The 12,627-nt window shown below is 52.2% G+C and carries 12 protein-coding genes; 8 read left to right on the top strand and 4 right to left on the bottom strand.

All coding sequences use genetic code 11. The annotated features are described in order from the left end of the window. The first annotated feature begins 15 nt into the window (after positions 1–15). From E4341_RS02420 to E4341_RS02385, 8 genes are read left to right on the top strand one after another with little or no spacing between them, the layout of a single operon-like run. Positions 16–1,674, top strand: coding sequence for an AMP-binding protein (locus E4341_RS02420; RefSeq protein WP_165114892.1), 1,659 nt, complete (start codon positions 16–18; stop codon positions 1,672–1,674). Positions 1,675–1,681: 7 nt separating this feature from the next. Then, positions 1,682–1,933 carry an acyl carrier protein gene (locus E4341_RS02415; RefSeq protein ID WP_165114890.1) on the top strand — a complete coding sequence of 84 codons (252 nt, stop codon included), beginning with the start codon at positions 1,682–1,684 and terminating at the stop codon, positions 1,931–1,933. Beyond that, positions 1,930–2,799 carry a WcbI family polysaccharide biosynthesis putative acetyltransferase gene (locus E4341_RS02410; RefSeq protein ID WP_165114888.1) on the top strand — a complete coding sequence of 290 codons (870 nt, stop codon included), beginning with the start codon at positions 1,930–1,932 and terminating at the stop codon, positions 2,797–2,799. Before E4341_RS02415 ends, E4341_RS02410 begins: the two co-directional genes overlap by 4 nt. 29 nt (positions 2,800–2,828) lie before the next feature. Then, the gene (locus E4341_RS02405) at positions 2,829–3,602 is read left to right on the top strand and encodes a bifunctional 2-polyprenyl-6-hydroxyphenol methylase/3-demethylubiquinol 3-O-methyltransferase UbiG (RefSeq protein WP_165114886.1); all 774 of its coding nucleotides are present in this window, start codon (positions 2,829–2,831) and stop codon (positions 3,600–3,602) included. Further along, the gene (locus tag E4341_RS02400) at positions 3,595–4,410 is read left to right on the top strand and encodes an ABC transporter permease (RefSeq protein ID WP_205751342.1); all 816 of its coding nucleotides are present in this window, start codon (positions 3,595–3,597) and stop codon (positions 4,408–4,410) included. The genes E4341_RS02405 and E4341_RS02400 overlap by 8 nt, the downstream gene beginning before the upstream one ends. A gap of 30 nt (positions 4,411–4,440) precedes the next feature. Beyond that, positions 4,441–5,604 carry a chain-length determining protein gene (locus tag E4341_RS02395; protein WP_165114884.1) on the top strand — a complete coding sequence of 388 codons (1,164 nt, stop codon included), beginning with the start codon at positions 4,441–4,443 and terminating at the stop codon, positions 5,602–5,604. Between the two features lie 4 nt (positions 5,605–5,608). Next, positions 5,609–6,289, top strand: a complete 681-nt coding sequence (locus E4341_RS02390; RefSeq protein WP_165114882.1) for an ABC transporter ATP-binding protein — start codon at positions 5,609–5,611, stop codon at positions 6,287–6,289. Next, the gene (locus E4341_RS02385; RefSeq protein WP_165114880.1) at positions 6,286–7,203 is read left to right on the top strand and encodes a hypothetical protein; all 918 of its coding nucleotides are present in this window, start codon (positions 6,286–6,288) and stop codon (positions 7,201–7,203) included. Before E4341_RS02390 ends, E4341_RS02385 begins: the two co-directional genes overlap by 4 nt. Before the next feature lie 62 nt (positions 7,204–7,265). Here E4341_RS02385 and E4341_RS02380 read toward each other — a convergent pair whose 3' ends face one another. The 4 genes from E4341_RS02380 to E4341_RS02365 all read right to left on the bottom strand — a co-directional run bounded on the left by E4341_RS02380 (position 7,266) and on the right by E4341_RS02365 (position 12,595). Further along, positions 7,266–8,594 (bottom strand): glycosyltransferase family 1 protein, encoded by a 1,329-nt coding sequence (locus tag E4341_RS02380; protein WP_165114878.1) that lies wholly within the window; start codon positions 8,592–8,594, stop codon positions 7,266–7,268. A gap of 132 nt (positions 8,595–8,726) precedes the next feature. Further along, the gene (locus E4341_RS15730; RefSeq protein WP_370458477.1) at positions 8,727–9,992 is read right to left on the bottom strand and encodes a tetratricopeptide repeat protein; all 1,266 of its coding nucleotides are present in this window, start codon (positions 9,990–9,992) and stop codon (positions 8,727–8,729) included. Positions 9,993–10,172: 180 nt separating this feature from the next. Continuing rightward, positions 10,173–11,702 (bottom strand): glycosyltransferase, encoded by a 1,530-nt coding sequence (locus E4341_RS02370; RefSeq protein WP_165114874.1) that lies wholly within the window; start codon positions 11,700–11,702, stop codon positions 10,173–10,175. Beyond that, positions 11,702–12,595: a glycosyltransferase gene (locus tag E4341_RS02365; RefSeq protein WP_165114872.1), complete on the bottom strand. Its 894-nt coding sequence runs from the start codon at positions 12,593–12,595 to the stop codon at positions 11,702–11,704. The genes E4341_RS02370 and E4341_RS02365 overlap by 1 nt, the downstream gene beginning before the upstream one ends. Between the last annotated feature and the right edge of the window lie 32 nt (positions 12,596–12,627).

Raw genomic sequence — 12,627 nt, 5'->3', positions numbered from 1 at the left:
TTGTTGAGAAGACCCGTGCTGACCAAGCCTGACGCCCCCCGGACAGAAACAATAGTGGGCTTGGCTCATCGCTGGGCGACCGAAACGCCAAACAAGCCGTTTACAGTGTTTCGAAAGGCCAATGGCGAACGATCAGTTCTGACTTATGGTGAGTTCGTGCGTTCTGCTGCGGTCTTTGCGGAGACGATCCAGGCCCGCGCTGCGGCGCCGGGCCAACCTATCATAATTTCACACGAGCCCGGTCCCGACCCAATGTGCGCCTTTCTCGGCGCAATGATGGCGGGCTATCCGCCTGCGATGATGCCCTACCCCAATGCCAAACAGCAAAATTCCGTCTATTGGACATCGCACTCTAAACTTTACGACCTGATCCAGCCCGCACTGTTTGTTTTGTCAAACAGTATCGCCGAAGCCTACAGAGAAAATCTACCTCAGCATAGCGATTACATTATTGCCACATCTGAGATTTCGAAATTTGATCAGGCGGTTATCGCCCGGCCAAGCGCAAAAGATGTTGCGTTTCTGCAACACAGTTCAGGCACGACCGCACTCAAAAAAGGGGTTATGTTAACGCATGACGCCGTCGTCAATCACGTCCGCCTATATGCAAATACTATCGGTTTCACGCAGGAATCGATTGCAGCGTCATGGCTGCCATTGTACCATGACATGGGGCTCATCGCCTGCTTTATGATGCCGCTGGTCATGGGGGCGACAGTGGCTATGGTTGATCCATTTGAATGGACCGCACGCCCGCGCCTGCTTCTCGAAGCCATCCAAGACGAAGGCGCACAGTATGCATGGATGCCAAACTTCGCCTTCGCTCACATGTGCAATGGGGTCAGAAACCCCGAAGATTTTGATCTCTCCAGTCTGCGCGCGATCATAAGCTGCTCTGAACCCAGCCGTCCCGCCGTCCAGGCTCGATTTCAAGCACATTTCGCGCCGTCGGGTTTTGCGGCGGAGGCGGCTCAAGTTTGCTACGCCATGGCCGAGAATGTGTTCGGAGTTACACAGACCAGTTCTGGTCGAGCAGCTGCGAGCCTAGTGGTGGACCGTGCAGCGTTCGAAGCGGGACGTGTCGCCCCCGCGAGTGACGGGCCAACCCTTGAGATCGCCAGTTGCGGGCGTGTCCTACGGGGCATGGAAGTTAGAATTTTAAGAGGCGATAGGCAACTTGCCGCGCCAGACGAGATTGGTGAAATTACCATCCGGTCGTCAACCCTGTTCCAAGGCTACAACCAGCGTCCGGACTTAACCGCCAAAGCGCTGGTCGGCGGCTGGTATCATTCCGGCGATCTCGGATTCATGTATGAAGGCGAACTCTATGTGACTGGCCGGACTGACGATCTGATCGTCGCGTACGGTCGAAACTTCATGGCGCACGAGCTAGAAGACATCATCGGCTTGGCAAAGGGTGTGCGTCCTGGGCGCGCAATCGCATTCGGCGTCGATTCCGACCAGGCCGGCACCTCCGAAATTGCGGTGCAATTCGAAGTGATGGAGGGTTCGAACCCTCAGGATGTCGCTCGCACAGTGCGTCAGCATCTCGAAGCCTCGGCAGGCGTGTCCCCACGACACATTGTAGCCCTTTCCCTTGGCCAACTGCTAAAAACAACAAGTGGCAAAATCAGCCGCTCCGCCAACAAGGCGGCGTTTCTCCAACGCAAATAGGCATCCCATGTCCGAGAATCCTGCTGAACGGTCGTTGTCGCTGGTGACGAAAGTCATCGCATCAGAATTTGGCGTAGACGCCTCACAGATCACACCGGCAACGGTCGCCGGTGATATCCTTGGTTGGGATTCATTTTCCCACGGCTCAGTGATCTTGGAACTTGAAAACGAAATTGGAACAGTCTTGCCCTTGGAACGCACATTGGAACTACAGACCGTCGGCGAACTTGCTCAATTAATTGAGGAGTTTCTCAATTGAAACCAACATTCGTTGTGTACGGAAACTGTCAAGCCGCCGTTCTGGCGAGTTGTTTTCAGTTTATGGGCGACATCTTCTCCAATTATGAAGTCGTTTATTACAGAAGCTTCGTTCATCCCACTGAAGGAACGGCCATAGTTGACCCTGAGGTCATATCCCGTTGCAAAATACTATGGAATCAAATTGATGAAGGCGCACCTTTTCCTCAGTTAGCCTCACTCCCTCAAGATTGCCGCACCGTCACATTCCCACCTGTCGATATTGGCTTGCTTTGGCCGTTCCAGGCGCACGATCCTATTTTCGGCCCCGAGCCTGACTATGAATACGGCATGTTCCCTTATGGTGATCGGGTCCTCATGGAAACCTCCGATGCCGGACTCCTTGGTGCGGAAGGCCTCCAACACGCTACCGCTCTCGAGGAAAAAAAGACGAGGGATATAGAGCGACATGTGGACATTGAATTCAGCCGTCTAATGCGTCGCGAGCGGGATGCAACAGTGCGCATAGCCCCGTTCGTCCTTTCAAATTTCAAGGTCAAAAGGCTGTTTTGGGCGTATAACCATCCAGCATCGCCCTTGTTTGCTGAAATTCTGGATCGTCTTATCGTTGCGACTTGGCCCGACGCACGCAAGCCGGGACACGCGCTTCATAACTCAGGGTCGCGCATTTTCGCCGAATGGGACCCCCTTTCAGAGCTTCAAATTCCCGTGGGCGAAACAGTCGCACAGCGACTGAATCTGACATGGTGGACTGCATCTCAGAAATACAACTTTCACAACAATCAGGAATTAACTTCTGAAGAGTATCGTCTACTGTATCTAAAAGAACGCGTTTCGCGGTTGATAAAGAAAGATAGCGCGGTCTAACTCAATATTACTAATATGGAACACAGCGAATGACTCCGGAAGAGTACGTCGAAATCTACTCATCACACTTGGGCCCAAATAATGATTATTTCGAGACCCATAAAAAGCGCTTTCTTCAAACATTATGCAACCTACCGAAGGCAACGCAAGGCGGTATGCGCGCTATAGAAGTTGGAACCTACGGGTTCTTTCTCAAGGCCATGAAGGATATTGCCGGGTATGATCGCGTTGATGGCGCGATTTTTGAATCAGATACCCCCTATAAGATAATCCAGCGCTCATACTCGTTCGATACTGACCAAACAAAGTTCACGCTATATAATGGCAACATTGAGCAGGAATGCCTGCCTATGGATGGTGAAGAGTACGATCTTATCATTGCCCCAGAAATAATAGAGCACATGCCGTTGGATCCTGTCGGATTTATGGGCGAGCTCAATCGGGTCATGAAGTTTGGCGGCCGACTATTTTTGACTACTCCTAATGTGTCGAGTATAGAAAACATACATCGGATACTGTGGCGGCAAGTGCCCAACAGCTATTATCACTACAGATCTGCAAGAATTTCAGATCGACACAACCTTGAGTACGGCCCGGATCTTATGATGCAATTGATGGAAAACTGCGGATTTAGTGTCGAGAGGATTTGGACCGAGTATAGTTGGTTTCCTCCGCGCGATGACCTTTTAGATTGGGTTGGAAAGGCCGGCTATCCGACTGAATTGAGGGGCGATAATCTTTTCGTTCAAGCAGTGAAGACCGGTCATGTGAAAGAACGTTTTCCGAATTTTCTATATGACTAGCACAACTCCGTCTAACAAGAATCCTAGCATTACTTACATCAGCGGCGCGATCGTTCAGGGCCGCATTATCGGCGCCTTGATGATGCGAGAGATCATGACGCGCTATGGCCGTGAGGGGTTGGGATTTTTCTGGCTTGTCGCCGAACCTCTCATTTTTTGCCTTGGCGTTCTCATCATGTGGCACTTTTTGAAGCCACCTTATGAACACGGCATCCTTCTCGGACCGTTCGTCATGACAGGCTATATGTGCCTGCTGTTGATCCGACACATGATCGGCCAATCGGTAGGTGCTGTGCCGGCGAACACCGGACTGCTTTACCATCGTGCGATCAAGCTTCCCCATATTTTCGCCACTCGCATTATCTTGGAGTTTTTTGGTGCCACAATCGCCTTCTTCTTCATTTATGTTCTTCTGTTGGTGCTGCGTCAGGTGGAGCCGCCGTCCGATTGGCTTCTTTTGTATGGCGGATGGTTTTTGATGGGGGGGATGGCCGCGGGCGTGGGCCTGATCGCCGGTGGCCTTGCAATGCTATCCGATCAATTCGAACGCCTTGTAGGGTTCATAAGCTACGCGCTGATCCCGATCTCCGGCGCTTTTATGATGACATCGTTTCTCCCCCCTTCCGCTCGGGAAATCTACAAATGGGTTCCCTTCCCACATGCGACTGAGATGGTAAGGGCTTCGGTGTTTGGCGAGTTTGTCGAAACGCACTATGATCCCATGTACGGGCTGCTCTGGGTCGGCATATTCAATTTTGTCGGTTTGTTGATAATCAACTCTGCTAAAGATCGGATCGAGATCGAATGACCATGTCCGTCCCCTCTATTTCGGTGACTAATGACCAATAGGCTTAGCTATCTTGGCCCGCTCCCGACGTCCAAGCATAAGCAAAATATTTCTTGGCAGGAACGCGTGGCAAAAGCTCCAAGAGGTTTCCTTTTGGTCGTGGCACTACCTACGCTTATTGCATCGGCTTATTTTCTACTAATCGCTTCACCTCGTTATGTATCAGAGGCGCGGTTCATCGTTCGTGCACCTAGCCAATCCCAAATGTCGCCCCTAGGCGTGGCGCTTCAGGGGGTCGGCTTCTCCACCCAGCCTTCCGACTCCTTTGCGGTTCACGAATATATTACTTCGCGCGACGGGGTATCTGACTTGAACCGCAAGTTTGATCTGCGACAAATCTGGGGCCACAAGGGCATAGATGTTTTCTCTCGTTACCCAAATCTGTTTGAGGACAGCTCGCAGGAAGGCCTTCATAAGAGTTTCAAACGGTTTGTAACGGTCGGCTACGCCTCGCAAACAGGAATAAGCACTCTTAGGGTCGAAGCCTTCACGCCCGTCGATGCACAACTCCTCGCCAACGCCATGCTCGACCAGGGCGAAGCCCTGATTAATCGACTTAATGAGCGAGCGTCTGATGATGCAGTTCGTTCAGCCAGGCAGCGGGTCGCAGACGCCCAAGCTAAGTTAATAGCGAATCAGAAAGCTATTTCGGCATTTCGCACGAAGGAACAATTTATAGATCCAGCGAGGGCCGCCGCCGAGAGCACTCAGCTGATTGGAGGACTGCTATCAAGTGTTGCGCAACTAAGAGTTGAACGGTCACAACTAGCCTTGGAGGCACCTCAAAGCCCGCAACTGCCTGCCATTGATGGACGCATTCGTGCCTATGAGGCTCAGATCGCGGCAGAGCGTGCCAAGATAGCAGGTAGCCCTAATTCTTTGGCGCCACGCGTCGGTGATTATGAAACGCTGGTCCTGCAGTCTGAAATCGCCGATCGCGAACTGGTAGCAGCAACTAGTGCGCTCACGACAGCTGTTCTCGACGAAAGAAGTCAGAAACTATACCTCGAGCGGATTGCTGCACCCGCTCTAGCCGACAAGGCGCAGCTGCCCAATCGCCCAATGTCGATTCTGACCGTGCTGCTCACCTGCTTGCTTGTCTACAGCGTAGGCCTGCTGATCTTTTCAAGCTTGCGCGAGCATCAGCAAGGCTAGAACGATGTTCGAATCCAGCGACCATGTCGGGTTGATAGTACGAAATCTCACCAAATCTTATAGCAGATCTCGCTCAAAAAGCCCCGTCTTCACTGAGCTAAGCTTCCAGATTGCGCGCTCTGGTCGTTTAGCTTTGCTTGGGCGAAACGGTCAGGGCAAGTCGACGTTGATCAAAATTTTGGGTGGTGTTTTACCTGCCACCTCGGGCACTGTGCTTTGGTCGATGACATCATCATGGCCGATCGGTTTTGGCGGTGGTTTCCAGGGCAGCCTTTCAGGGTACGACAACATTCGATTTCTAGCGCGTCTATACGCACGCGATTACGACGAGATACTTGAAAGAGTCGATGGATTTGCAGAACTGGGATCCAAGCTAAAGATGCCAGTAAAACATTATTCCGCCGGTATGCGAGCGCGGCTTACATTTGGTCTTTCATTGGCGATTGAGTTCGACTGTTATCTAATCGACGAACTGGTGGCGGTTGGTGACGCCCGCTTTCAAGACAAGTGCAATGCAGAACTATTCCAGCACCGGGCTGATCGAGCCTATATCATGGCCTCACACGATATGTCGCTGATCGCACAACATTGCGATAAGGCTTTGGTCATCGAAAGTGGTCAAGCGCGGATGTTCGATGACATCCATGAAGCTATTGATGTTTATACTTGGCTGAGAGCAGCATGAGCCTACCCGTTGATCCCACTAACAATTTTGCGTCGGCGCCTGAATTTGTAGGCCATCTGCTGATATCACCATCCACCTACAGACCTTTGCTGAAGCAGGCGATCATTGATGCAGCTGTGGCAAATCACATATCTATAGATGGTTTTGGGTACCACCCCGGCAAATCTGTAATTAATTTTGTGCAAACTTCGGAGGATCTCCAAAAACGAGAACCTGGACATCAACTGACGATTATTCACCTTCCGCCTGAAACAGCGCCGTTAGATTTGACACTTGCCCTTGCGACCGATCTTTTGTCGTCGCTCAGCGAGCTGCCACAGGATGCACGGTTCATCGATTTATCCTCGGCGAAAGAAAACGAAAAGCTCGAGATTTTTCCCGGCGTGGTCGTGCCGCTACCAGCGCAGCCGAAGGTGGAGACCATCACGCCACTGGGCTCGGCTCTCAGCCTATTTCGTTATGGCGCTATACGACCTGGCCTGTCCGCCGAATGGCCCGTCGAAGCGTTTAACATTGATGCCGTCAGCGCTGTGACAGGAGTATCTGGAGTATTCAGCCTGCCTGGTCGGGCACGATGCCTAATGTGGGGGCCTTATATTAAACTCCCGGCCGGGACTTGGCGCATCAATATACGGTTTACGGCCGATGATGCCGCCGCACAACAGTATTTTCGATTTGAATGGGGAGGGACCGATTTGTCGGAGCTCTCTTTCAAACCTGGAACAAGCGGTGCATACGAGGCTGAGCTCACGCAGAGCTGGACCTCGCCCGAGACTGTCGAACTCAGATTCATCATGCCGTCCAGCGCACTCAACGGGTATGTCGAGATCCAAAGCATTCGTGTTGAGATGATTGGGGGCGTTGAATCGACAACGCTCGAACCTCATATGCCCTCTCAGCTACCATCAACTTGAGATAAGCCCAACACGTCCAGAGCAGTCTTAACCGTCTTAGATATCGCACCTAAGAGTATGGGTCATGAAACTCCGACCTTAGCGTAGAGGTCTTTTAACCGTTCAATAAAGGCCTGCTGAGAGAACTTAGCCGCTTGAATTTTACCTCTGGCGACAAGGTCGAGGATCAACTCGTCGTCTGCGTCCAGCGCCTGCAACCCTCTGGTCATGGCCTGAACGTCATAAGGATCGACGATGACTGCAGCGTCCCCAGATACTTCTGGCAATGCTCCGCCATTCGATGTCAGCACAGCCGTTTCCAGAAGCATCGACTCCAGAACCGGTAGGCCAAAGCCTTCATAAAGCGAGGGAAACAACGTTGCCCGTGCACCACGGATCAGACTTACCAACATCGAGCGTGACATAAACTCGTATCGGCGCAATCGCGAAGCACTCACCCCGCCATCTTTTTTCACCTGATTGAAGAGAGCGACCTCAGGCCCATCCAACCATGATCGCCCGCCGACAACAATCAAAGGCTTAGTTACGCCAGAAGCTAGATAGGCCTCGACAATCCGACCAAGATTTTTCTTCGGCTCAATCGCCCCAAAGTGAAGATAGTAATCCTTCCATCCTAGGTCGAATATACCCTTCAATTCCAACTCAACATCTGATTGACTACGGAACAAGACTCCCGGGTCGATTGACACAGACTGATATGTATTAGTGACCTTATTTTCGGGCACCCCAAGAACTCTTATCACATCTTGCCTCGTCGCTTCTGATACTACCGCGATATGATCTGCTTTCTTTACGATAAACGACACTAAGGAGCGATACCGCTCCTTACTTTCAAGAGTAGCGTGCGGAAGTCTGAGAGGAATAAGATCATGGATCGTATAGATATTCGCTGCATCTCTCGCATAGATAGGCAACGTCGACGTCCAATGCATCAAATCGGGACCGTGGTGAGCGCCACTCTTCAAAGTGAGGGGCGTCATGGCACCGTGACGGTGAAAACCCCTATTAGCAAGGAAATATAAATCTTGGCTCGATCTGTAACGGCGCGCTAACGGCTGCCCGCCCATACGCTCCGGCCAGATCACCTCGCCTGACGGTTCGACCAAAACAGCGGAACGACCAAATCGAGTCGTTATCGTCTTGGAGTACCGTACCGCTTTCTGCATTTTTCGACGTTCACGATGGGCATCGGCCAGTGCGATCTCGTTCAGAACGTTGTCACGTCCAGGCTTCACTTCTGGTCCATAGAGCACCTCGCCCTCAAACCCCATCCGATCTATAGCATCAAGCAAGTTGCGCCCGTAGGTCGTAATCCCCGACCCCTGCGGTAGTGACAAGTTATATCCGTCGATGCATATCGATTTTGCACGCATTACGAGTTCCACCAGCACGCCAAGGCCGATAACCGATACAGCCCAAGTCCAGCAATTAGCGTCATTTAGGACAAAATGACATCAGGAATTACAAGTATAAGCTCGGCACGATTTTTCGTGGTCGCTGTCTTCACCCACGCTAATGCAAGGTTACCAAGCCAAAGAAGTCACAGAAGGTAACCTTCGGCTGGCTGCAGCATGCATCAGATCAAACCAGTAGTGCGGGCAATCCTCTGGGAAAACTGTGAACCCGATCATAAAGGGAGCCCTTCGCCCCCCGGGCACCAGCGGATCGAGCGCGATCGAAAGAGTGAGGGATTCTGGATCCGGCAATATCCGCGCGCTTGTCCAGATCGGACTATCAGTGTCACCGGATGCCGGAACATCATATGCCCACAGTATTCGGCAGACATGGGGCGTCAATCGAGGAGCGAGGAGCCTAATCACCAGCTCGGAATCTTGACCGATCATCCGCCCCATTTCAGAACGCGGGCCCCAATCATTGCCCCATAGATACGGCTGCCCGTTCGCTTCGAACTCGACATCTTGTGGATTGTTGCGAAGCGCCAATGTATAGAAAAGCCCGGAATGCAAGGCGGGGATTTCATCTTGAGGCGACCTCACCCACCGCGGTCGATCAAACACCTCCGATGTAGAAGCGGCTTCCTCAGGCCTCGCCAGGGGCGGCATAGTTCGTCCCAGCGCCTCGCTTATGGCAATGAAATTTCGCCCGTCACTAGTCACGCGAGCATACCCGCCCGCCTGCGATATACAGGTCCGCCAACGGACTAGTTCAGGAACGAGGTCAACTGACTCCGTTTCCAGATTTCGCACCACGACTGCTGAGGATACTGAAAGCGGCTTGGTGTAGGACGGGAACCATCTATCTCCATTCGTCAACGCCTCCAGGGCAGCGGCCACGTCGCCAACTCGTAGTTCTCTAAAAATATTCTCGTGTACATCTAAGAAAACGATAGGTTCGCCGCTCTTAAGGCAACGCTCAGAAACAGCGCCCGCGAATGCTTCACTCGACTTGAAGCGCCGTGTACCCGAAGCGGCTGAATTTACGATAGTGCTGACATCCCAATACGCAGGAGGCGACTCAACGGCAGGGCCGCGCCTATCTATTGCTGCTACTCCACTGGCCTCATCCTCATTCAAGACAAATGACCGGATTTGTTCTGCAGTCAGGCCTAGAGACCGCAGCTCCATTCGAGCATGCGGCGTGGCGCCCGGCCATATCAAGGCTTTGACGTACCAGTCTCGGGCTGTCTCAAGCTCACCTTTGACCTTGAACGCATGACCGAGTTGCAACGCCGTATCGGCTCGCTTAGGCGCCAAAACCAAGGCTCGATTATAAGATTGGATCGCTCCATCCAAATCTCCACAGTGTTTGAGCGCGTGGCCGTGCTGCATCCAAAGGCCCACTCGCTCCGGACGTACAGCCAAAGCGTTACGGTACAGGTCCCTTGCAGCTCTCCATCGCTGAGCGTCCCGAGCGGCATTCGCCTGCTCAATCATTGCGGCAATGTCTTTGCTCGACTTGCCGGACAGTCGTCTGCGCACCCAAGTAAGGACACTGGCCATCAAGCTAACTCAAGTTGAGAAGACGAGGGCGGCAACCGCCAGTCGGCTCTTATGTTCGGAATTCATCGACCAATCGGCTCCATAGCTCCGAATCTGTAGATAATTCAGAAACTTCAAATCCACGGGGTCGATCAAAATCTCGACCACATCCTGATCAGCCTGAAAATTTCCCGATGCGATATGTTTTCCGTTCAAAATTACTGAATAGCCAATGACTTCACCGACCAACACGCGCCTGTGCAACTTCAGATGATTTCTCTGCGCCACTCCAAAACGTGGGTCCATTGCAAATCCGATCGTTACGTCCTCCCCGACAATCCACGCGCCGTCGTTCCCTCCAATTAACTGACCAGCCAAAACGAAGGGTTCGGGCTTTGATGTCGGCAGACAATTTTGTGGCAACTCGCTCAGCCGCACAGTTAGAGGATCTAACGACGGACGATCATCATATTTTCCGGCTGTCGATATTCGGTCAGCCAGCGATAGGCCACTTACGCACGATACAGTCGACGTAATCTCACTTAAGAACTGGGAATAGATCTCCATGCCGCCATAGTAGGCGCGGATCAGTCGCGGGGCGAGGGTGTCAACCTCATACTGCGTCATGGTGACGGGGTGGGGCTGCAGTTCTTCGAACAGCTTTAGAATCTTTGGTACAGACGCCAACCAACGCTCACGACCAAATTTAGCCGCCGTCCAAGCCATGGCGGAAAGTGACCGCATACGCCCCTTCAAAGCGACAGGGCATGGGCTGGCAAGATCAAACAGAACACCGTTTATGCCGTCGGCGATATACTCATTATGCGTTGGAACATCGCTAGCGATGACCACCATGCCGCGCGCAAGCGCATCGACCATAGCCATGCCGATCCCCTCGCCGTTCCGGGGAGCTATGAACACATTGGCTTGGGACAATACAGCCGAATAATCGGCCTCAGATTCGAACCATCTGGATTGGGTTAGCCGGTATTTTCGTCCCTTTGGAATTCGACTCGGCCGATACGTTTGAGAGGGATCATCTGGCGCATCATGAATGTGGATCGACGACGCCTCTCTACCCACGAGACAATCCACCAAATCGAAATCTATGCCGTCTTCTGGTCTACGGCGCCAGAAGAAGACGTTTATATCCCCGTCATCACGGACGCATGGCGTCGGCGTCACCTCCGGGTAGTAGCGTAACAGAGTAGAACGACCCCCCATCTCTTCAACTCTGTTATGAAGCGATAGGCTGAAGTTGATAAAAACTGCATTCCTAGCAAACAACCAATGAAGATCTGGGGCCCCCCAAGACCCGTCAAACATTGGTATGACCACAACTTTTAGTCCGCGCCCTAAAAACAGTGGCGCAAGAAAATCCATTTGCCAGAGCACGATAATATCGTTTTTGCCAATGACCGACGCATTGATCCAACTCGAGTCGGCATTAGGCTCAAAAAAGATGTGCTCCACCTCAAACGAAGTTGACAAGAGTTGAACAAAAAAATGGCTCGATGCCGTCTTCTTATGAAATGCATGGTCGAAGAAAAAGACCTTCATTAAAGCGCAGCCCATATGCGAAAATCAATCTGCGTGGACGCGACAAAACGGTGCCGGGCCTGAACAGCACGAGCAAATAAATCCGCCGGCCGTTTACTTGCGATTGTCAATATTTCGGCGGCCATATCCTCAACACGCTCCACGACTGTTCCGAGCGCGAAATATCGCACCTGATCACTGAACCCAAGCCCTTCAATGGTCAGCACCTGTCGCCCAAACGCGGCGGCCTCCATCAGCGCTGCGGAACCACGAAGCGCGTAGACACCCCGATCATAGGGAAGCAAAATCAAACTACTGCGCGCGTATTGCCGCAACATCTCTTGGCTCGAAATCGCCGACGGCAGGAATTCAACCCCAGGCAGTGCGAAAAGCTTTCGAGCATAGGCTTGGTGATCCATAGCCGCAACTCGCGGCAAACCTTGAACAACAAAGCTAATCTTGAGATCCACATCCACTTCGCGCACCGCGCGGAAAATTGCTTCCAGCTTGAGATACCCTTTATCTAAACGCGCAGAACCCGGACAATAGACAACGAACTGCTGGCTTTCGGGGGAAGAAAGTGGTGTCGATTGGGGAGAAATCGGAAACGTCGTCACAGACACGGGCCGACCCAAGAGCACGGATAGGCGGTCAGCCAGAACTGGCGTTTCCGCGCTAAAACTCAGACGCAACTCCTTTCCCGACAAGTCATTGATGCGGCCTAGTAACTCCGCTTCTGGATCTGGATATCTGTGAGAAGCATTCTCCATCACATGGATGAAGCGCAGCAATAACCTTGGTTGGCGCGCCTTCGGCATGTCCGCAAGAACATTAAGCAGCCCAATAATCCCGTAAAAATCCAAGTGAGGAAATATCACCACATCATCGAAACCTATATTCCATCGGTCGATCATGGCGCGCGCATCCGCAGTCGCTAGGCTCAGGA

This window comes from Brevundimonas sp. 'scallop' (assembly GCF_011045535.1).
In the GTDB taxonomy this organism is placed as follows: Bacteria; Pseudomonadota; Alphaproteobacteria; order Caulobacterales; family Caulobacteraceae; genus Brevundimonas; species Brevundimonas vesicularis.
Note: the sequence above shows the minus strand (reverse complement) of the source record. Positions and strands in the feature narration are given on the sequence as shown.